Below are 19,661 nucleotides of genomic sequence, written 5' to 3'. Positions count from 1 at the left end.
AAATGGGTAATGATAAAACGATAAAACTATTACTAATTGAAGATGATGAAGATGATTACATACTCGCTTCGGATTATCTCAATGAAATGCTCGACTTTGACTTTAAAGTAACTTGGCTAAGTAATTATGAAGAAATTACCTCCGAGCTTGAGCACACAACATTTGATCTGTGCCTATTAGATTATCAACTTGGTGCTCACACAGGCCTGTCTGTTTTACAAGCCGCAAAAGAAATGGGTAACTCAACACCTTTTATTATGCTCACAGGACAAGCAGATCCCATATTAGATAATCGAGCGCTTGAACTCGGAGCTGAAGACTTTCTTGTAAAGTCAGAGATAAATAGCGTACGATTTATCCGCGCAATTCGTTATGCCCTTGCTCGCAAAGAACTAACCAACGAACGCTTAGAAAGGCTTAGAGTTGAAGCCGACAATCGCGCCAAAGATAGATTTTTAGCACATTTAAGTCACGAGCTTAGAACTCCACTAACCTCCATTATGGGCTACACAGACCTATTACTCACTCGCCATGAACTAGACAGTATCAAACCAGAGCTATCCATAATCAATAACAACAGCCAGCACTTGCTTAGCCTTCTTAATGACGTATTAGATTTATCAAAAATAAAGGCTAACACCATATCTTTGTCTAAGGAATGGTTTGCAATTAATGATTTTCTTGCTGACTTACAAAGCTTATTTCGCATGGCTGCCAAAAAGAAAAATCTGAATTTTTCCATTTCGGCCAAATCAGCAATACCTGAAAGAATATTTAATGACACAACACGTCTTCGCCAAGTGCTCACTAATATTATTTATAACGCCATTAAGTTCACTGATTCAGGTGCTATTAGCATCAAACTTGAATTCAAACAAGCGCGGCTATATTTCTCAATCGAAGATACAGGAATTGGTATTCCCGAAACAAAGCTCAAACGTATATTCAATCCATTTGAGCAAGTTCAAGACACCACCACTAAAACAAATGAAGGGGCAGGTCTTGGTCTGGCGATCAGTTCAGCACTCATAGAGTTGCTCGGTGGAGGGCTAACAGTCAAATCTACGCTTGGTCAAGGCAGCCTATTTTCATTTTATGTCGATACCCTAAGCAAAGAAGTAGACGCACATCAAGTGCCAATGGTGCAATTAAACTTACAACAAACAACAGCAGAAACTGTACCTCCCCCTATTCCATGTTTAAGTGGTCACGTACTTGTGGTCGAGGACGTACCTGAAATTAGAACTTTAATTACAGACTTAATTTCCAATACAGGTGCAACCGTAACTGTGGCAGATAATGGTAAGCAAGCGGTCGATATTTTAAGTCACACCAATAATATCGATTTAGTCTTCATGGATTTGCATATGCCACAAATGGATGGCCGAGAAGCAATTCTCGCAATCAGAAAACAAAGCATTGAAACCCCCATTGTAGCGCTCACTGCCGCAGCTCAAAAAGGCAATAAAGAGACGCTAGAAGCGCTTGGTTTTAATGATTGTTTGACCAAACCAATCAATGTCGCTCAAATACACAGTACCTTGTCCTCCCATTTAGGAGCCATTAAAAGTAAAGCAGTAACATCACGCTCTTCGTCAACACCGTCATTTAACACAAAGCAAATTCTCCTAGTAGAAGATGATGATGATGCCAGAGAGCTGATGACTTTGTTACTTTCATCGCTTGGCGCGAATGTCAGTCAAACAAACGACATAAGTAGTAGCCTTTCCCTGTACCATGAAGTTGAAAACTTCGATTTAGTACTACTTGATCTGGCGCTGCCCGATGGTTCAGGCTTTGATGCTGCAAAGAAAATTCGCGCGATAAATCCTAACCAAAAAATAGTGATTGTGAGCGGTTCAGACCCAGAGCCTCAACGATTATCAGCAGGAAATATTGATAAAGTGTTACTCAAGCCTGTATCTTTGCCCGATCTAAGAACTTTGCTAGAACACGAATATGGATAACAGCATTGGCCTTTAGGGTGATACACAAACTATCACCCTATTTGCAATATTATCTGTCTAAGCCGAGCCAATCGCCTAAGCGTTTTAAATCGTTTAGACCGACATGCAACAATTCCTCCTGCGAATACTCCAGCCAATATCACCGGTGAGCACAGAGCTTCCTTTAACTGAGTAGATATGCAAGCCTTAATGAGAGTATGACGTAACAGCGCTTTGTGGTAATGGTTCCTACATTCATTCACTTCAGCATTAGTCAATTTGTAAATGTGAGTTGCTAAGAGCGTCATAGTGATCCTATTCATTATCAATATTGAAGAAGTCATCTAACAAATCACCACTGGCTTTATCAAATAACTTTACTGCAGTTGCAATTAGGTAATAAACCAGTACAACATTCACTGTCATTACCACGCCAGCTGATGCATACCAACTAAATCCCGTCGACACTAAGGCATAGGCAAATACCACTTGCAGACTTGCCCACACCATAGTTAAAAGCATAACCGCAGCGACAATGAGTGAGAAAATAGTCATAAGTATCTTCAAATTCGCTTTTAGCTTTGCTTTGAGCAAGTCGGAGTAATTCGAAAACAAGTCGATATAACTTGCTATTAACTGACGGCCTTGATCTGAAAGCGCGTCAAATTGCGCTTTCAGACTTACTGAGCCTTGTTCCGAGTGTGCAGAACTAAGTGACTCTTTCATCTCATTTCTTCCTTAAAAATAACGTTAACAAAGCACCTGCTGTAAATGCTACCCCAGCCGCTTTCACAGGGTTTTCTGACGCATATTGTTTCACGCTTGAATTATTCCACTTTTGTCTTAGCAACCTTGATTGCGCTTTTATAGCCGTTGTAGATTCACCACTTTTGGTCCTGAGTGCCTCTTCAGCCTGTGCTGCGGTCGAATGCAAACCATCTACAGTATGATGTAACGAGTCAGCAAGTTTATCTGAAACAGGATGAGCAACATCACTATCCATCGTGTGCGCAGAATTGGTTGCTGAGTTAGTTTTGCTATTCGATTTACTGGTTGCAGTATTTTTAGCTGTCATGATTTCTCCTTGTTACAATGAATTCCATTTATTTATTGCAATCAATAAGCCAAAATAAATGACATGCAAATCAATAGCTTAAAAAACATTAAAACTGAAATTGTAATTTTTCCTCCCTGATTGAGAAGAATTTACACAGTACTGTTTTCACATACCTTAAAGCAAAAAAGTGCCAAGAATAGAGCGTGGCGAAAATCAACACAATGTTGAGGAGAGGTAAAATGTGTCTGCAATTGATGGGTAATTTGGTCAATACTTTGCAAAAAAGACTCACACCTTCAAGATCACCTTGTAACATATTAAAATGAAAAGAGAAAAGCAAGCGCTACCCGCTTGCTTTTATACATTACACTAAATGAACATGTGTTATTTAAAAGCCCATAGCGTCTTTTCACCTGCTGGGCATTATGATGCTTGATAGTTTATAGAAACATTTTGAATTAAAGTGTGTTCGTGAGGAAAGCGCCCCAATGGAGCGCTTGCTAACTTTTGAGATTAAGAACCTTTTACTATCTTCAAGCGTGCGCTAACGCCTCGCACATCATCAGTATTTTTTGCAATTTCTATTGCTAACTGTTTTTCTGAAGTTGACTCAACTTCACCGCTGAGCGTTACTTTGCCGTTCTCGACATCTACATTAATATCGGTCCCATCTAGATCACTATCAAACAACAGTCTCGTTTTGATTACAGTCGCAATCTTTGCGTCTGTAAATGTTGATTCATCCTTTTCACTGCGTTTATGGTTTTCAACAATGCTAATGCGATTATCAACAGCTTTCACACCATCAATGCCTTCAACCAGTTCTTCAGCTAATTTTTTGTCGATACCATTTTCAACTTTACCTGTTAAAACAACGACTCCGCCTTGAACATCTGTATTAATGTCAAAGGAATTCAAGTTCGTATTGAATAGAAGGGTTGCCTCTGCTTTACCATCAATCCAGGCGTCGCTTGCCTCTTTTTCCCACTTGTTTTCATTCGCGCTCACTGATGTAGCAACCAAAGCCGAAGTGATAGCAAAAGTTATTAAAGTGCGTTTCATAATCATTCTCCTTAAATTATTAAGTCGAATTTGATAATGCAGAACTTATACCAAAAAACAAGCATAATAAAATCAAAATGTTACGTTTCTTAGTGTGCACTTTTAACGACTTGTATGAACTTTTTACAGGTAAAATATTCTCGATTTTTGTAAGTTTTAGAACGCTTTTGCTAAATTAGGACTGACACAGCATGCCCAAATCTATATTGATAACAGCTGAAGGTATTACTGGTAATTCATGCATACGACATACGCAAATGCACTTGTTGGATTTTTATCTATTTAATAAAGTGTCATGGACTCATATTTTTGGATATCGTGCCATGTAAGCTTAAACATGTATTCAATCAATTTCTGTCAACAGAGCAAACTATCACCTTTTGCGTACAATCTCAGATAACCCCCTCTTCTCTATTAGTAACAACTGCTTTTAAAGCAACCCTCGTCATGACTATGCTAACCATCTCACTTTAACGATGGGCATTAATATGCATTGTGAGCATTTTAGAACATACATCTTCAGGTGACCCCTGAAATAGTGAGACATCAGCTTTATGTTCAAACAGCCATGTAAGAATTACGGGAAGGCATTACTGGCAATGCGTAAAAATTTCATAACCACCCGACACAAAAATTGTAATGTCATGAAAGTAAACAACAAAAATAATGGCGTAGAACATGCAAAGTCATATTCGTATCCATATACAGTTGTTTATTTTTAAGGAGAGTTTGTATGACTGATTCAAGCTTTGACCTCAGTGCAGTAAAAGAACTAATCAAAGTATTAAATGGCGGTGTTGAGTTTTACACCGAAGCAAAAAAGAAAGTCGATAATTTAATGCTTGAGCGCATTTTCGAGCAAAACATGCTCGACAAAGCAAAAGCGCAATCTGAGTTGCAAAAGTTCATTGTTGCTGATGAAGGTAAGATTGAGAGTGATAGCGCCTTTAGTGTTGAACTTCGCGAATCTTACACAAAAGTAATCGCTCTAATCAGCATAGATAAAGAGCATACATACATTTCTCAACTCGAAGAAGTTGAAGATAAAGTATTGGAAAAAATTGATAAGGCGCTGAATAGTCCACTACCTGCAGATTGCAAACAGACTTTAAAACAGATTCGGATCACAATGCAGGCAAATCACGATGAGATGAAAGGTCTGCAAGAAGCGACATCTTAAAAGCTAGAATTTCAAAGGAGGTTACCATGTTACGCTGGACGATGATTTTTCTTGTTCTCGCGCTTGTCGCCGCCGTATTTGGCTTTGGGGGGATCGCGGGCGCAGCAGCTGGCATTGCTAAAATACTGTTCTTTATCTTTGTAGCATTTTTAGCACTGTCATTTATAACATCTTTAATTAATAAGCCAAAAGGCTAAGGATGAAACATGAATAATTCAAAAACACTCGTTCAATTATTTGCTGCAGCTGCGCTATTAGCGTTAGCTGGTTGCTCAGACGGCCCCGCAGAAGATGCTGGTGAAAAAGTCGATGAAATGGTCACAGACACAAAAAATGCAATTGAAGATGCCTGTGAAAAAGTGAAAGAAACTGCAAAAGCTGAGAACGAAAACTGCTAGATAAGCCAAACTAAACCCAAAAGTACCTCTAGTACTTTTGGGTCTTCTATAACAGTCAATATATCACCATTATATTCAAAAACTCGCAGTGATCACCAACTCCCAATTACGGCCGACTTGCGGTAATACGGAACTATAAAAGCCTTGTGAACGCAAAAGTTTACCATCAGCATCAGTAAATGCATCACCTGAATCGGCAGAACCTACCCCAGGGTGATATATTTGACTATCAAACAGGTTGTTAATTTTAAAGTGAGCACTGAGCTTATCACTTTGCCAAACCACGCTTAAATTTGTTGTTAAATAGTCACCAAGTTTGGTTCCTTCTGATCTTAAAGGGTTTCTCAGATACAAGTGCCGAGAAGATACATAGCTAAATCTGGTATTAATGCTCCACTGTCGACTCACAGGCACATTCAAACCTACATTTAACTTATGCGGTGCAATATCACCCAGAGGCACACGATAATCATCACACAAGGTGTCGTCTTGCTCACACGCCGCACTGCCATTTCCGATCCAGCGTCCACGTTGATGGTCATAGTAAATATAACTAGTAACATCGGTATAACTGTAGTTAAAGTAACTGCTTATTTGTGCGGCATCAAACCAATGATTATCCATTTCATATTTCACTCGCCACTCTATTCCTTTCACATCTCTTTTGCCGGCATTATCCGCTTCTTCCTTTATAACATTCTTGTACTTGCTGTAATAAACAGATAAATCACTAAACCACGCTCCACTTTGATACATCCAGATCAAAGAAAGATCGCGCACTTCTTCTGGCAACAAATTTGGATTAGCATTTCGACCATTCCATCCTCCATACAGCTGAATCGGAGCTGGTTCTTGAAACGCTGTTGCGTAGATTATTTTCAAGGTATTGTTTTTATCATAATCATAAGTTGCTGCGAGTCGCGGCTTGACAAAAGTGCCATATATCGAGTTATTATCCCACCTGACGGCACCACTGAGTGACCAAGATGCTTCTTTTAATGTTGCTCTAAAGTAAGCGCCCCTGTCTGTTGTGTTGATTAGGTTAGAGTCTGGCATATCACCTAACCCACCAAGCGATACGGGCATAGTTTTATCTGTTGAGTAATACACTCCTTTACCCAAACCATATGGACCCAATTCGTCATCACTCTCTAATGAACAAAATGCGGATGCCCAATAACCACAAATTTCATAGGCTTTTGTTAGCTCTTTGCGTTCGTATTTCAGGCCAAGCGCAAAGTGTAATATATCTGAATACTGGTATTCATAATCTTGCCGAGCTTTCCAAGATGAGCTTCGAGAGTTCCAATCTGAAATGGTTACGTACGATAGACTTGCACGCTCACTTTGTTGGTCGGGGCTGGCTTCAGCCCAATCTCCATACCTACGTTCTTTACGAAAACTCAAAAAGCTCTTAATGCCAATGCCATTTTGGAGTGTATCTTGATGCTCTAGATAATACATGGTGGTTTTTCTACTCCATGCCGCATTGGGTTGGCCTCTGTCAAAGCTATATTGCACTCCATAACCGTTATGCGTTATCCAATGGTTTAGCCCTAACGTAAAGTTATCTAAACTCACCTCACCAAACACACCACTTTCCCTGTCTCTTGAAAGATATTGACCATAAGGTTGACCATGCTGACCATATTGAAGTACGGGCCCCCAAAATCCTTCGTCAGACAAATATTTCTCATTAACGAACCCCCAACTAGCAAAGTCCTTTAATTTAGGTCCATCGCTTTCAAATACTTTGCCGCTTAACCAGTAACTCCATCTGTCCTGCTTACCTTGAGCACTCACATCTAAACCTTTCGCGTTAAAGTCAGCTAGCTGAGCTTGCATGGTAAAATCGCTGCCATCTTTGTCTAAATCTTTGCCCTTTTTAGTAATAATATTCACAATGCCTAAGAAAGCATTGGGGCCGTATACCGCACCGGCAGGCCCCGATAGCACCTCGATACGTTCAATACCTGTGAGCGGAATTTGTCTGTTAGCAGGAAAATCATGACTCCAAAGATGGTTATTAATAATGCCATTGACCATGATCAAAGAACGCTGAACACTGGGGGTGCGATAACCACGCTGATAAAATGTGACCCGATCAGCACTATATGCCATGTTGATATCAAACCCAGATAAATCGGCAAGCACTTCACTGATATTAGTATAACCACGCTGTCGAATTTGGGCAGCTGTGACAACTTGAATGGATGCGGGTGTATCTCGCAGCTTTTCTTCCCGATCAGACCCCGATGTAACCGATAAACCCAAAAGATCATCTAAGGTCAAGTCGAACAGTTCGTCTGATGATTGAGAATAGGCAAAAAAGCTCACTACACAACTGCACAACATACAGCAAAAACTAAACAAAGCTTTCATTATGAACGTAAACCAAAGATAAGATCAGCTAGTTATAGGTATAGTGTAATTTGCCTAGATCGCAATGTTTCGCAGCGCCAGTTAGGATGATTTTATGGCATAATTTACAACCGCTTGGGCGTGCAAATACGTTGTATCAAATAATGGCAAAACACTATCTTGCTGCGAAATCAGTAGGCCTATTTCGGTACATCCGAGGATCACACCTTGTGCTCCACGTTGCGCCAAGGCATTGATAATTTCTACATACTTAGCTTTTGAACTTGGGACTATCTTACCCAGACAAAGCTCTTGGTAAATAATGCTATCAACCGCTTCTTGCTCTATTTCACTAGGTACTATGACGGACAATCCATGGCTTTTTAGTCGTTCAATATAAAACGACTCTTGCATAGTAAATCGCGTGCCTAGAAGCGCAGTACACTCAACATTTTGGGCCTTTAGCGCATTCGCAACCACATCGGCAACATGTAAAACAGGCAGTGAGGTATGCTGCGAGATCTGCTCAAATACCTTATGCATGGTATTGGTACAAATCACGATAAACTGAGCACCAGCAAGTTCAAGCCCTTGCGCTGCTTCGCCCAAAACTTGGCCACACTGGTGCCAATCACCAGTGCGCTGTAAAGCTTCAATATCTGCAAAATTGACACTATGAAGTATAATTTTTGCTGAGTTAAGCCCACCTAGTTTTGATTTAACCGCTTCATTAATAAAGCGATAATAACTAAGTGTTGACTCCCAACTCATCCCCCCGAGCAGCCCAATGGTTTTCATATTTACTCCTTTACAATCTCTTCGCCAGCTTCATCAATCGCAACAATATCATGCTCAAGTAATGCAGCATCAATCCACTTTTTAAGTGCTGGACAACTGCACACTTTGTCCATGTATATATTGGCTTGTGAGTTTAACTCGATCCCATACGTTTTAAACCTTAATACAACAGGCGCGAACATCGCATCTGCAATTGACCACTGACCAAATAACCATCCACCATTATCAGCGAATTGCGCCTTTTGCTCTGTCCAAATCTGCTCTATCCGTGCAATGTCTTTTTTGCATGCCTCAGAAATGTTCAAACGACGTTTAGCACGGATATTCATTGGCATTTCATTGCGTAACGCGTTAAACCCTGAGTGCATTTCACAAGCTATCGCACGCGCTTTAGCCTTTACTAAAGTCTGTTCGGGCCAAGCCTTCCCAGATAGATAAGCATCGTTGATGTATTCACAAATTGCCAGTGAATCCCACACAGCTGTATTCTGGTCAACCAAAGTAGGTACTTTCAAGCTGGGTGTAATGCCTTTTAAGCGCTCGTAAAAGACCTCAGTGTCGAGTGGTAACTTAATCTCCTCAAAAGGAATGCTATTTTTTTCAAGTATTAACCAAGCTCTTAATGACCATGTTGAATAGTTTTTGTTGCCTATATATAACTGCATTTTATTGTTCCTTGATAAGTAAGTGCACTTATTAAAGCGGATAATATCAGCCATGACTAACGGATAATTTTGATATAACCTATCAGCATTACTGATAGGTTTGGACGAAAAATGGATATCGATGCATTGCGAAGCTTTTTAGCATTTGTTGAAACAGGTAGTTTTACCCGCGCGGCAAAACAAGTGAGTCGTACTCAATCTGCCATCAGCATGCAGATGAAAAAACTAGAGCTAGATTTAGGTAAATCCCTATTTATAAAGCAAGGTAGAACACTTAACTTATCATTGGATGGACAAATTTTTGCGCGCTACGCTAAGCAATTAGTGCAGCTTCATGATGATACTCTGCAGCAAATGAATGCCGCTAAGCCAAGTACGTTATTGCGCTTAGGCTGCCCAGATGATTACGCAGAATCCGTGTTACCAATATTAGTTCGACTCCTCCACCAGCATTGGCCAAACCTTGATTTACAAATAATCTGTACGCCCAGTAATCGAGTTAAAATAATGATTGATAGTGGCCATCTAGATTTAGCCATCATCACTCGTTCTTCTGACTCAGAAGAAGGCTATTTACTCGAATCAACTCCTGGTGTTTGGGTTCATCATCCAGATAAGCCGATTGCCCAATCCTCCTTGCTCCCCATTGCCATTTTCCAGCGGGATTGCCGCTTTCATCAAGCCGCTATAGAAGGGTTACATAAACAAAATCGAGCCTACAAGATTGTCGCCTGCAGTGGCAGCGCAAGTGCACTCAGAGGTATTGTAAGAAGCGGTATAGCAGTAGGTGCTATGGGTAAGCTCAGTATTGGTGATTTAACTATATTGGATGATAGAACTTTGCCAAGCCTACCCGTTGCGGATGTTGTATTAGTGCGCTCTAACAGTCAGCAAAACCCAGTATCGGACAATTTTTGCTCAGCACTAGCACAGCAATACGTCGCGCAAACACTGCATGTCGATATAGCTAGCTGATAATAAAAATGCCGTTATTAAATAGCGGCATACCTTGTTTAGCAGCTTTGCGCTTCAAACTTATAGCCAGCACCATAAATTGAATGAATAAACTCATGTTCAGGTGCAATACCATGTAACTTCTTGCGAATTTTTTTAATGTGACTGTCGATCGTTCTATCACTGACGATGTGACTGTCGTCATAAACATGGTCCATCAGTGCATCTCTACTGTAGATGCGGCCGGGGTGACCATACAGGGCTTTTAACAGCATAAATTCAACATGGGTTAAAGACACTCTAGCACTTAAGAAGGACGCAAATAAGGTTTCTTCATCGAGTTTTAGCTTGCTTTCAACGTCAGTTACCTGTCCGTGCTCATTCAGCGCAACACGTCTTAAAATAGCTTTAACTCGGGCAACCACTTCTTTAGGGCTATAAGGTTTACAAATATAATCATCGGCACCAATTTCTAAACCAAGCAATCTATCAACTTCTTCGACCTTGGCTGTGATCATCACGATGGGTACGTTTGAGTAAGCACGGATCCGCCTACAAATTTCTATACCATCTACGTTTGGTAGCATTAAATCGAGTAGGATAAGTGCTGGTTGCTGGCTTTTAAAAGCAGGCTCCGCATCTGCGCCATTCATTACGATATGTGAGGTATATTCGGCTTGTGCCAAATACTTACTTAAAATCTCGGCAAGTTTTGGCTCATCTTCTACGATAAGAATATGTTTGTTTGACACACAGGCTGTCCATTTAATGTCTCAGTTCAATCATAATAGCGACACCGCCCAGTTCACTCAAGCGCGCTTTTATATCTCCGTTGTGTGCCTGAACAATACTTTGACATATTGCTAAGCCTAACCCTGAACCGCCAGCAGCTCTGCTTCGTGCCCCTTCAACACGATAAAGCCTGTCAAATAACTTTTCGAGCAGGCTTGTTGGCACGCTAGGTGCACTATCTTGCCAGCAAATCGTCGTAACACCTTGCCGTTGTGACACCTTAACATCTAGTGTACCGGGCTGTTGTTTCGATGAATCTGTGTAACGTAAGGTGTTTTGTAACAAATTATCAAACAGCTGCCCCAAACGTTGTTCATCACACTCAATCTCAAGCAGCTCATTACACTGTAGCGAAAAAGCCAGATGTTTGGCATCGATAAGATGCCGGCTTTTAGCAAAGGTACGCGACAGGATGTCATACAGATTATGCTGGGCCATATTGTAAGTTAGTGCCCCTTTATCCGATAACGATAGCTGGTGTAAATCATCTACTAAACGAGTTAAACGTTGAATTTCTTCATTTAACGACATTAACTGCTCAGTCTCTGTGGGTATGACACCATCTATCATTCCTTCTATCTCAGCACGGATCACTGCAATTGGTGTGCGTAGTTCATGCGATATATCAGCAATCCACTGTTGTCGCGCACTTTGGTTTTGAGCCAAGGTTTCTGCCAGGCGATTCATATCACGAGCAAGCAGTCCCAACTCATCTTTACTATGAATATCCACTTGCGCATCATAGTTACCTTGTGCCAACACCTTGGCATTTTTTCGCAGCAGCACAATTGGTTTTACTAAGTATTTACTAAATGGCACAGCTAATATCACCGTCACCAATAATGCAATCACTGCGATTAGTATAAACTGCTGTTGCTGCTGTTTTGCAAACAGCGTATCAAATTCGTTTCTGATCAGGCCACTGCCTTCAACACCAAGGTAGGCTATCACTTGTTGCTGTTTTGGTTCAGGCAAATGGTCGGTTTTGTAAACTGGAAACCAAAAGGTGTTTTTAGTATTTTTTGCGTTTCCCATCAATAATTTACTATGAGCATCTTTAAGTAAAAGCCTGCGATTCTCAGCTCTTCTGGGTGGCGCTCTTCTATCTCTTGGCGGGCGCGCTTCGTCCTCAGCGCGTCTCCTTGGAGGACGATGTCTAGGCTCACCATCTGACCTTTGTTCATAACGAGGAGGCGGCGGACGGGAAGCTACGCGCCTGCGCGGTGCGCCATCATCGCTAATACCATAATACAAACGGACCAAACTCTCCCATTCATCTGAGCCTTTATACACCCAATCAAGTGATTGGTGATGCTCGTAGGTTTGGGCTACTTTCGCTATAACTTCTTGCAGCTGAACACGTGAGGTATTTTCTATGTACTGAGAAAAGCTTTTTTCAAATGCCAGCTTATTTGCAAGGTAAATGGCCAGTACCAAAGCGGTATTGGCCAATAAAATAATGAGCAGTAGTTTGACGCGAATGGTCATTTTCATAATATTTGGCTATCCACCTACAGGGCGTGGTGTACGCAGGCGCAAATTGTCAGGATCTGGCATTCTGCGATTAGGTACCCACCTTCTAATACATTTTTGATCTTTAGCACAGCGGTCAGTAAGCGCATGTAAAAAAGCAACTAAATCTTGCTGTTGCCCGGCATCTAAATTTGCTGCAACAAAAGGCGACTGACGCAATAATTGCAGCGCGGCTTCACTGTTTTGACGTGCATTTAGGTTAAGTGTCTCACACTGAGCGCTGGTGGCAAACTGCTTTAAGTCACATGCACCACCACGTTGAAAAAACTGCTCGACAGCTTGCTCAGGGTTAGAATAATGACTGACTACCTGCTCCAAGCTTTCATAGGCACCAGCATGGCTGTACGGTGCTGTTAATGATACGTTTAACAGGCTTGGAACACGAAACGCAAATTGGTTTCGCGCTTGAGGGTCAATCGCAGCACGCCCTATGTCAGCATGCGTTTCATCTTTACCAATGCCGTATTGTGGAAAGGCTAAGTTAAAAAAGCCATCATTGGTGAAACGCTCTCCGCTGTGACAATTAACGCAACCTGCTCCACCATCAGCAATTTGCGTAAAGAATAACTTTGCGCCATTTTTTTGCTGCTCGCTAAGCGCCCTCAAGTCACCGCGTACATAGCGATGCCAATCTGTGTTGATCATGACAAAAGAGGCCTGATATTGCCCCAATGCAAAGGCGATATTATCAAAGGTGATAAGCGATTCGGCATCTGCTTGTGAATCAAACGCTTCACGAAACACTTGTAGCCAATCATTGGTTGCAAGCGATCCTTGCTCTGCACCGTAATCGCCGATACGCTGTGCAAGGTGTGTTCTAAGCGCTTCGTTTGTCGTCACATCAGGGAATGCCTCGCCGCGCATTTCTTCTTTTGAGGTCACAGGAAAACGTGCCAAAGTACTTACCAAAGTGCCACCTGCTTTATCGTCAGGCACACCAAAGCCCGAGTCTGGCGTACTAATAAAACTTGTTTCATTACCTTGCTCATCAGTCACTGTGACACGCTCTACACGCCCATCCCAAAATAATGAGTTAGTTGCAAAGCCAGTATTAAATATAGTCGGCGAATTGCGAGGAATGTTGATTTCATCATTGATAGCACGGCGGTTTGGGCCAACGATATTTTCTTCTATTGCATTCGTTCCTATCGGCAAAGACAGTGCATCCGCCCCACCTAAACGCGGGTCATGACAGCTTGCGCAGGCAACTGACTTTTCTCCTCCGAGTGCTTTGGTAAAAAACAGCTGCATTCCTAGACGAGCGATTGGATCTGAAATTTTTGGTAGTTGCCTAGCACCTGCCACGCGACCAGTTAAACCATGCTGTGAAATCAACACGCTTAGCTCTTGGTCAAGTGCAGTAGCAGGTTGTACACCGGGTGGCTGGCGTGGTGGTGGCTGCGTTCTTGGTTTTGCATGCAATGTTGATACATGAATTGTACTAAGCACTGCAAGTAATATTGCAGCGTGCTTGAGAGGTGCGTTGTTCATATTCACTCCAAACCAATTGTGTTTTGAAATTTAACAATGGCAAGCAAAAGTGCAGCAAATGTGAAAGCTATCTCTTATTTCAAAAAACTGCACATTTTGATTTTAGGCACCCCAATTAAAAATAAACTAAAACTTATAATCATTTTATGAACACAGCGCCAGAAAGCTGCAATTTTCCTCCCATTACATTAAGAGTTTTCATTATTTTTGCAAAGAAAAGTGGCTGTCCATTACCACTTAAAACACTGCTTTTATTTGTTTTATCTTTTATTTTATTGCTCATAATAATATTTCCATCCAACACTAAGTTGTGCCATTATTGATAAAAACCGAGCAAAATCCGAACGATAATTTCTAACACATACTATAAGTTCAGCTAATGTATAAAGAACTCAATCATTTTACCGCTTTACGTTATGTAGAAGCCGCTGCGCGCCACCAAAGCTACAGTTTGGCAGCCCAAGAGCTATTCGTAACGCAAGCGGCAGTCAGCCAACAGATAAGATTGTTAGAATCACACCTAGGCTGTAAGCTTTTTTATCGCCAAGGTAGAGGCATGAAACCGACTATCCAAGGAGAGCAATTAGCTCAGTCGCTATCTCATAGTTTTGATGATATTGCACAAAGTGTGCGTAAAGTTATCTGCGAGCCACTCTCTGGCACGCTAACGGTTACTACCACACAGTCGTTTGCTTCAATGATTTTAATTCCAAACATGTGGCGCTTTTCAGAAGCCTACCCCGATATCGCAATCCGAGTGCTGGTATCTCCAAATGTAGAAGACATAAAACATGGCGATGTAGACGTTGCTATTCGTTATGGCTATTCTGTTTTTCCTGATCTAGAGCAAGAGGTGATTTTAGAAGATCAACTTGTGCCACTGTGCTCTCCCAAGTTTGCACAGCAAGCTAACTTAGAAAACATTGAAAACATGTCCCACTGCCGACTTGTTTACTATTCATATAACGATTATTGGCAGAATTGGTTCGATGCCGCTGGTATTCAACGCAGTGATAACAACAGCCAATGGCTTGAGGTCACGAACATGGACTTTGCACTTGGCGCCGTTTTGACCGGGCACGGCATCTGCTTGGGCTCAGCAGTTCAAGCTAAACATTATTTACAACAAGGCTTATTGGTACAACCATTTGATATCAGCTGTGGACCAGGCGTACGTTATAGCTTCTTACACAATCCTAACTCGCCACGCGCAGCTAGGATTGCAGAGTTTAAAAAATGGCTGCTGTCACAGCTAAACCAGCAACCAGATCGCTAGCGTTGATTATTTATACGACGATACTTTTCTTTGTTCTTTGCGCCAATGCGATAGAGCAGTCCTCTGACTGCGCGACGAAAGATCGGGAATAAGTAACTAAAGGTTGCCAATTTACCACTGGCCCATGGCATGGCAGTTTCAGTCATCGTTGATTGGCTAAGCTGCACGATTGCATCTGCTACTTGCTCTGCACTGCTCATCGGCTGCGAATACACAATATCTTCAACTTGATCGATTTCATCCATAATGAAACCGGTATCAATGGGCCCAGGTGACACGACCGCAACATTTATTTTGCTCGTTATAAGTTCATCATGGAGCGCATAAGTAAAGGCTCGCAAACCAGACTTAGTCCCGCTATAAGTCGCCGCCCCCTGCAGAGGGGTTAACCCTGCTAGTGAGCCAACCATCACAATCGCATTGTGCTCAGTACTGGGCATATGCTTTATTGCTAGAGCGCTTAGTACCATTGGTGCTCTCATATTCACATCCACCATAGCGGCCACATGCTGAGCTGATAATTTACTAAAATCACCTCGATAGTGCAGCCCTGCATTATTGACTAACACGTTAATAAAGCCAAATTTCCCAACTGCCTGAGTGATGATTCGCTCACAATCACTTAACGACGCGACATCTGCTTGGACCAATAAAATGTGGCATTGCGAGTAACAAGCTAGCTGCGCCTGCATTTTTTCAAGAGGGTCCAAGTTTCTAGCCACCAGCACTAAATTAACACCATTTGGATAAGCTTTTGCGTAGGCAAGTGCAGAGGCTGCCCCAACGCCTTTAGATGCACCTGTTATGATAATTGTAGGGTTTATTTTATGCTCCATTGTGTTTGCTCTGTGTTGGGATTAGTATGATAAGCAACACTATAAATGGAGTTGTTTATCATACTCAACTAAAAGGAATAGTTAGGCATGCCAAAAGTTGTTAAAGGCTTTTTATTGTTCTGTGTACTGATGACCATTATAACTGCAGTAGCCCATACCAGCTGTATCGCCCTAGGGGAGCAATGCTACCGAGCACAACTTGCTCCACAATTTGTTATTGATTCTGCCAATGCAGGTACTTTGCTTGCGCCTTTAACTACACTCTTGGTGAGTCTATTATTTTTGATTTGTGGCGCATATGCATTAGCTGCGACAGGCCTCATTCGGACATTGCCTTTGCAACGACTTGCTTTAGCACTATTAGCTGTGATGTGCTTATTCAGGGGATTGTCAGCCATTCCCCTGAGTATAATTTTTTGGCAGCAAACTAACGCATTTTCGATTATCGCCAGTATTATCTGGTTTTTATGTGGCTGCGGTTATGCTCTGGGCTGGCACTACAGTAAACGAGCCGCTTAAGAGATCCTGACCTTCGTCAGGAAGACGACAAGTGCTATTTGAGCGCTGCCGTCTTCCTAGCAAATTTGCCTCGTCATTCTGAACTTATTTCGTCATTCTGAACTTGTTTCAGAATCTCATCATCCTAAACACGTGTCGTTTGCCACTTATGGTAGCTTTTCAATCGCAATGGCCGCACGCAAACGATTTTTACCAAAGGTAGCCATTTTAGAAAACTCCATAAGGCCAATGGGCACATGTTGACAGTCTATCGCCTGTTGCGACGCATCCAAGTCTGGGTCATGAACATAAACACAATGCTCATCAATGGCCGTTACACATACCCAGTGCGGTGCCTTTTTGCCGTCAAGACGATAGGTACTAATAAGCATTAAAACCCTCCCTCCAGCTTTGAGTAACTTATACAACTGATCTAACTCTAGTGGTTTTTCATACAATACACATCCCAATTTATGAGCTTGAGTAATAAACTCATCGTGCACCGTACACATTACCTGCTTTTTCTCTTCACTTCTGACGCCATCTAAAAATAGTGCGCTAAGTTGTGTTAAGAATACCTGAGCTGTAAAGCCGCGCTTAATGGCAGATAGAGCAAGCCCAACAGGGTGGCACCCGCCATGTCCACTGGTCATAAATATCGTGGTGGCTTCTCGCCAAATGGCTAGTTCATCAACTTGTTTGAGCGCAACTTTGGTATCTAAGCTGTACATTGCCATCAACAAAGCAGCTGGACCACAGGTAAATTCAGTGGTTTGCTTATACCAAGGCACCTGCAAACGAATGCCTTTACCATCATAGCGTGCTACGCGCTTTTGCATCCGCAATGCTTCACTGCCATCACCGTAATAATCGCTATAAGCACCGAACACCTGATAACCTAAACTCTTGTACAGCGAAATTGCAGCATGATTGAGCGCCGAAACTTCTAAACGAAGGTAAGCCCGCCCCTTGCTCTGGGTAAGTTGTTCAAGCTCACTTAACAGAACCTGGGCAATTCCCTGACCTCGATATGCTGGCAATACGGCTAACGAGTATAATCGGGCTAACCGCGTTCCTTTCAAGCACCATACTAATCCGTAACCCACTATGGCGTCAGAGCTAGTTGCAACTAAAAATAAAGCATGCTTTGCACTTAACCAATGTTTTAAACTGCGTTTGCTTAAACGGTCGTTACTAAAGCAAGTTTGCTCAATTTTTGACAACTGAGCTAAATCGTCTGACCGAGCCAAACGCAACACAACGGTGTTGTTACTCATCTTTGCCTCTGGCTTCGAGACGCCTTACAAACTCAGCCATAATCAGCATGTATAGCTCATTACCCAAATATGCATCTTCAACTTTATGATCAATACTTGGATTATCATTAACTTCAATCACATAGGCTTTACCATTGAGCTCTTTGATATCTACGCCATAAAGGCCATTACCAATGATTTTACAGGCTTTTAGCGCAGCAGATAACACCGCTCTTGGAACTTCAAACGTTGGTAATGTTTCAAAACCACCCGAATTGAAACGCTTGGAGTTATGGTTATAAATTTGCCAGTGATTTCTAGCCATATGGTAACGACACGCATAAATAGCCCTGCCGTTGAGCACACCAATTCGCCAGTCAAAATCCGTATACAGGTACTCTTGCACCAGCACCAGTGCACTCTCAGCCAATAACTCATCTAAATGCACCGACAGTTCACTTCTGTCGGCAACCTTATACACACCACGAGAGAATGACCCTTCTGGCATCTTTAACACCATGGGATAACTAAATAACGACTCTAAAAAGCTTAAAGTCTGCTCTGAAGCGTCACTGAGCACATGCGTTTTTAATGTTGGCACCTTTGAATAGCTAAACGCATCATGCAAATACACTTTATTGCAACAACGAAGAATAGAAGTAGCGTCGTCAATAACAACCACCCCCGCTCCTTCTGCTTTGCTCGCCAATCGGTACGTTGGATGGTCGATAGCAGTCGTCTGGCGTATGAACAGCGCGTCGTATTGATTAATGTCTTCAAGCGTATTGATGGTTTTTACTTGCGCATGGATACCATTTTTACGTGCGGCTTTCACAAACTTTGCAATTGCATCTTCATCACTTGGTGGTGATGGTTCTTGCGGGTCAACTAAAATCGCCATTTCCCAACGAGCATGTTGCTGTTTTGAACCAAAGTGCCAAGAAGACTCACCAAGCTTGGTCACAACGTTGAGAAACAGAGGATTTTGCACTTCATCTAACTGGGCAATCGAGCCTTGTTCCACCAACAAGCGGTTGTCACTAACGGCACGTACTCGCAGTAAAGGTGCTGCAAAACGCTTGTATAAGGTGCTTGCCAATGAATTCAACGCGGCCACATCTGTTTGGCCAAAGAACAGCCATTGAGGTTGTTGCTCTAAAGCCTTACGCTGTGCGCTACTTAAGTTAAGCTCAATATGCTCGGTCCGTAATGCGTTTATCGTTTTCACTGTGGGCAATACGACATGCTTTCGAGCTTCAGCTAATAATGAACAATAGTAGCCTTTACTCAGGTACTGGCCGGTATCACACAAGTTGATAATTCGGGTTTTTGGCTCATCGCGTTTTGGATAATCTTGTAAGTATTGCTCAAAACTCAGTACGTTGGCTAAACCAAACTCAGCTGCGGTTTGCTCCGACTCAACCACAATCAAAGTTTTTAACATGGAAATTCCTAATCATAAAAGGTCATTAATCGCTATAAAAACACGTTTGCACCGATATAGCGGCTTTGTGCTATGAAGCATTGAGCGATTTATAAAGCGAAAGTACCTAGTTGA

At 42.0% G+C, this 19,661-nt stretch carries 20 protein-coding genes; 7 read left to right on the top strand and 13 right to left on the bottom strand.

What is annotated here, in order from left to right:
- The first annotated feature begins 2 nt into the window (after positions 1 to 2).
- The gene (locus HG263_RS08630) at positions 3 to 1,967 is read left to right on the top strand and encodes an ATP-binding response regulator (RefSeq protein ID WP_171625694.1); all 1,965 of its coding nucleotides are present in this window, start codon (positions 3 to 5) and stop codon (positions 1,965 to 1,967) included.
- Positions 1,968 to 2,261: 294 nt separating this feature from the next.
- On the opposite strand, the gene HG263_RS08625 is transcribed toward HG263_RS08630, so the two are convergent.
- The 3 genes from HG263_RS08625 to HG263_RS08615 form a co-directional block, all read right to left on the bottom strand.
- Entirely contained in the window at positions 2,262 to 2,672 is a 411-nt protein-coding gene (locus HG263_RS08625) for a hypothetical protein (RefSeq protein WP_171625693.1), read from the bottom strand.
- Between the two features lies 1 nt (position 2,673).
- On the bottom strand, positions 2,674 to 3,021 hold the full coding sequence (locus tag HG263_RS08620; protein WP_171625692.1) for a hypothetical protein: 348 nt from the start codon (positions 3,019 to 3,021) through the stop codon (positions 2,674 to 2,676).
- A 495-nt stretch (positions 3,022 to 3,516) separates the two neighbouring features.
- Entirely contained in the window at positions 3,517 to 4,065 is a 549-nt protein-coding gene (locus HG263_RS08615) for a BON domain-containing protein (protein WP_171625691.1), read from the bottom strand.
- Between the two features lie 733 nt (positions 4,066 to 4,798).
- Here HG263_RS08615 and HG263_RS08610 point away from each other — a divergent pair.
- The 3 genes from HG263_RS08610 to HG263_RS08600 are packed head-to-tail and all read left to right on the top strand — an operon-like array spanning position 4,799 to position 5,643.
- Entirely contained in the window at positions 4,799 to 5,245 is a 447-nt protein-coding gene (locus tag HG263_RS08610; RefSeq protein WP_171625690.1) for a PA2169 family four-helix-bundle protein, read from the top strand.
- A 26-nt stretch (positions 5,246 to 5,271) separates the two neighbouring features.
- Positions 5,272 to 5,442 carry a DUF1328 family protein gene (locus HG263_RS08605; RefSeq protein WP_171625689.1) on the top strand — a complete coding sequence of 57 codons (171 nt, stop codon included), beginning with the start codon at positions 5,272 to 5,274 and terminating at the stop codon, positions 5,440 to 5,442.
- A gap of 9 nt (positions 5,443 to 5,451) precedes the next feature.
- Positions 5,452 to 5,643, top strand: coding sequence for a hypothetical protein (locus HG263_RS08600; protein WP_171625688.1), 192 nt, complete (start codon positions 5,452 to 5,454; stop codon positions 5,641 to 5,643).
- A 75-nt stretch (positions 5,644 to 5,718) separates the two neighbouring features.
- Here the strand turns inward: HG263_RS08600 and HG263_RS08595 are convergent, their stop codons facing one another.
- From HG263_RS08595 to HG263_RS08585, 3 genes are all read right to left on the bottom strand, one after another.
- Positions 5,719 to 7,980, bottom strand: a complete 2,262-nt coding sequence (locus HG263_RS08595; protein ID WP_171625687.1) for a TonB-dependent receptor domain-containing protein — start codon at positions 7,978 to 7,980, stop codon at positions 5,719 to 5,721.
- A 126-nt stretch (positions 7,981 to 8,106) separates the two neighbouring features.
- Positions 8,107 to 8,802: an aspartate/glutamate racemase family protein gene (locus tag HG263_RS08590; protein WP_171625686.1), complete on the bottom strand. Its 696-nt coding sequence runs from the start codon at positions 8,800 to 8,802 to the stop codon at positions 8,107 to 8,109.
- A gap of 2 nt (positions 8,803 to 8,804) precedes the next feature.
- A complete protein-coding gene (locus tag HG263_RS08585) occupies positions 8,805 to 9,467 on the bottom strand; it encodes a glutathione S-transferase family protein (protein WP_171625685.1) in 663 nt (220 codons plus the stop codon).
- 111 nt (positions 9,468 to 9,578) lie between these two features.
- On the opposite strand from HG263_RS08585, the gene HG263_RS08580 reads away from it, so the two are divergent.
- Positions 9,579 to 10,442, top strand: coding sequence for a LysR family transcriptional regulator (locus HG263_RS08580; protein WP_171625684.1), 864 nt, complete (start codon positions 9,579 to 9,581; stop codon positions 10,440 to 10,442).
- A gap of 38 nt (positions 10,443 to 10,480) precedes the next feature.
- On the opposite strand, the gene HG263_RS08575 is transcribed toward HG263_RS08580, so the two are convergent.
- The 4 genes from HG263_RS08575 to HG263_RS08560 all read right to left on the bottom strand — a co-directional run bounded on the left by HG263_RS08575 (position 10,481) and on the right by HG263_RS08560 (position 14,520).
- A complete protein-coding gene (locus HG263_RS08575) occupies positions 10,481 to 11,173 on the bottom strand; it encodes a response regulator (RefSeq protein WP_171625683.1) in 693 nt (230 codons plus the stop codon).
- A 13-nt stretch (positions 11,174 to 11,186) separates the two neighbouring features.
- Positions 11,187 to 12,707 (bottom strand): ATP-binding protein, encoded by a 1,521-nt coding sequence (locus HG263_RS08570; RefSeq protein WP_171625682.1) that lies wholly within the window; start codon positions 12,705 to 12,707, stop codon positions 11,187 to 11,189.
- A 9-nt stretch (positions 12,708 to 12,716) separates the two neighbouring features.
- On the bottom strand, positions 12,717 to 14,237 hold the full coding sequence (locus tag HG263_RS08565; RefSeq protein ID WP_171625681.1) for a cytochrome-c peroxidase: 1,521 nt from the start codon (positions 14,235 to 14,237) through the stop codon (positions 12,717 to 12,719).
- Between the two features lie 139 nt (positions 14,238 to 14,376).
- Positions 14,377 to 14,520: a hypothetical protein gene (locus HG263_RS08560; protein ID WP_171625680.1), complete on the bottom strand. Its 144-nt coding sequence runs from the start codon at positions 14,518 to 14,520 to the stop codon at positions 14,377 to 14,379.
- 96 nt (positions 14,521 to 14,616) lie between these two features.
- On the opposite strand from HG263_RS08560, the gene HG263_RS08555 reads away from it, so the two are divergent.
- A complete protein-coding gene (locus tag HG263_RS08555) occupies positions 14,617 to 15,513 on the top strand; it encodes a LysR substrate-binding domain-containing protein (RefSeq protein ID WP_171625679.1) in 897 nt (298 codons plus the stop codon).
- Here the strand turns inward: HG263_RS08555 and HG263_RS08550 are convergent.
- Entirely contained in the window at positions 15,510 to 16,349 is an 840-nt protein-coding gene (locus tag HG263_RS08550; protein ID WP_171625678.1) for an SDR family NAD(P)-dependent oxidoreductase, read from the bottom strand. The two genes, HG263_RS08555 and HG263_RS08550, sit on opposite strands and share 4 nt — an antisense overlap.
- Positions 16,350 to 16,436: 87 nt before the next feature.
- On the opposite strand from HG263_RS08550, the gene HG263_RS08545 reads away from it, so the two are divergent.
- Positions 16,437 to 16,868, top strand: a complete 432-nt coding sequence (locus tag HG263_RS08545) for a hypothetical protein (RefSeq protein ID WP_171625677.1) — start codon at positions 16,437 to 16,439, stop codon at positions 16,866 to 16,868.
- 146 nt (positions 16,869 to 17,014) lie between these two features.
- On the opposite strand, the gene HG263_RS08540 is transcribed toward HG263_RS08545, so the two are convergent.
- Together HG263_RS08540 and HG263_RS08535 are read right to left on the bottom strand one after the other, a co-directional pair.
- Positions 17,015 to 18,124, bottom strand: a complete 1,110-nt coding sequence (locus HG263_RS08540; RefSeq protein WP_171625676.1) for a GNAT family N-acetyltransferase/peptidase C39 family protein — start codon at positions 18,122 to 18,124, stop codon at positions 17,015 to 17,017.
- The gene (locus HG263_RS08535; protein WP_171625675.1) at positions 18,117 to 19,547 is read right to left on the bottom strand and encodes a RimK family ATP-grasp domain-containing protein; all 1,431 of its coding nucleotides are present in this window, start codon (positions 19,545 to 19,547) and stop codon (positions 18,117 to 18,119) included. The genes HG263_RS08540 and HG263_RS08535 overlap by 8 nt, the downstream gene beginning before the upstream one ends.
- Positions 19,548 to 19,661: the final 114 nt, after the last annotated feature.

This window comes from Pseudoalteromonas caenipelagi (assembly GCF_013140855.1).
Classification (GTDB): Bacteria; Pseudomonadota; Gammaproteobacteria; order Enterobacterales; family Alteromonadaceae; genus Pseudoalteromonas; species Pseudoalteromonas caenipelagi.
This window is presented reverse-complemented; position numbering and strand designations above follow the sequence as displayed.

Bases quoted from the DNA above. Each gene is read 5' to 3' on its own strand.
- HG263_RS08630 (WP_171625694.1), top strand. From the start codon at position 3: ATGGGTAATGATAAAACGATAAAACTATTACTAATTGAAGATGATGAA.
- HG263_RS08625 (WP_171625693.1), bottom strand. From the start codon at position 2,672: ATGAAAGAGTCACTTAGTTCTGCACACTCGGAACAAGGCTCAGTAAGT.
- HG263_RS08620 (WP_171625692.1), bottom strand. From the start codon at position 3,021: ATGACAGCTAAAAATACTGCAACCAGTAAATCGAATAGCAAAACTAAC.
- HG263_RS08615 (WP_171625691.1), bottom strand. From the start codon at position 4,065: ATGAAACGCACTTTAATAACTTTTGCTATCACTTCGGCTTTGGTTGCT.
- HG263_RS08610 (WP_171625690.1), top strand. From the start codon at position 4,799: ATGACTGATTCAAGCTTTGACCTCAGTGCAGTAAAAGAACTAATCAAA.
- HG263_RS08605 (WP_171625689.1), top strand. From the start codon at position 5,272: ATGTTACGCTGGACGATGATTTTTCTTGTTCTCGCGCTTGTCGCCGCC.
- HG263_RS08600 (WP_171625688.1), top strand. From the start codon at position 5,452: ATGAATAATTCAAAAACACTCGTTCAATTATTTGCTGCAGCTGCGCTA.
- HG263_RS08590 (WP_171625686.1), bottom strand. From the start codon at position 8,802: ATGAAAACCATTGGGCTGCTCGGGGGGATGAGTTGGGAGTCAACACTT.
- HG263_RS08585 (WP_171625685.1), bottom strand. From the start codon at position 9,467: ATGCAGTTATATATAGGCAACAAAAACTATTCAACATGGTCATTAAGA.
- HG263_RS08580 (WP_171625684.1), top strand. From the start codon at position 9,579: ATGGATATCGATGCATTGCGAAGCTTTTTAGCATTTGTTGAAACAGGT.
- HG263_RS08570 (WP_171625682.1), bottom strand. From the start codon at position 12,707: ATGAAAATGACCATTCGCGTCAAACTACTGCTCATTATTTTATTGGCC.
- HG263_RS08565 (WP_171625681.1), bottom strand. From the start codon at position 14,237: ATGAACAACGCACCTCTCAAGCACGCTGCAATATTACTTGCAGTGCTT.
- HG263_RS08560 (WP_171625680.1), bottom strand. From the start codon at position 14,520: ATGAGCAATAAAATAAAAGATAAAACAAATAAAAGCAGTGTTTTAAGT.
- HG263_RS08555 (WP_171625679.1), top strand. From the start codon at position 14,617: ATGTATAAAGAACTCAATCATTTTACCGCTTTACGTTATGTAGAAGCC.
- HG263_RS08550 (WP_171625678.1), bottom strand. From the start codon at position 16,349: ATGGAGCATAAAATAAACCCTACAATTATCATAACAGGTGCATCTAAA.
- HG263_RS08545 (WP_171625677.1), top strand. From the start codon at position 16,437: ATGCCAAAAGTTGTTAAAGGCTTTTTATTGTTCTGTGTACTGATGACC.
- HG263_RS08540 (WP_171625676.1), bottom strand. From the start codon at position 18,124: ATGAGTAACAACACCGTTGTGTTGCGTTTGGCTCGGTCAGACGATTTA.
- HG263_RS08535 (WP_171625675.1), bottom strand. From the start codon at position 19,547: ATGTTAAAAACTTTGATTGTGGTTGAGTCGGAGCAAACCGCAGCTGAG.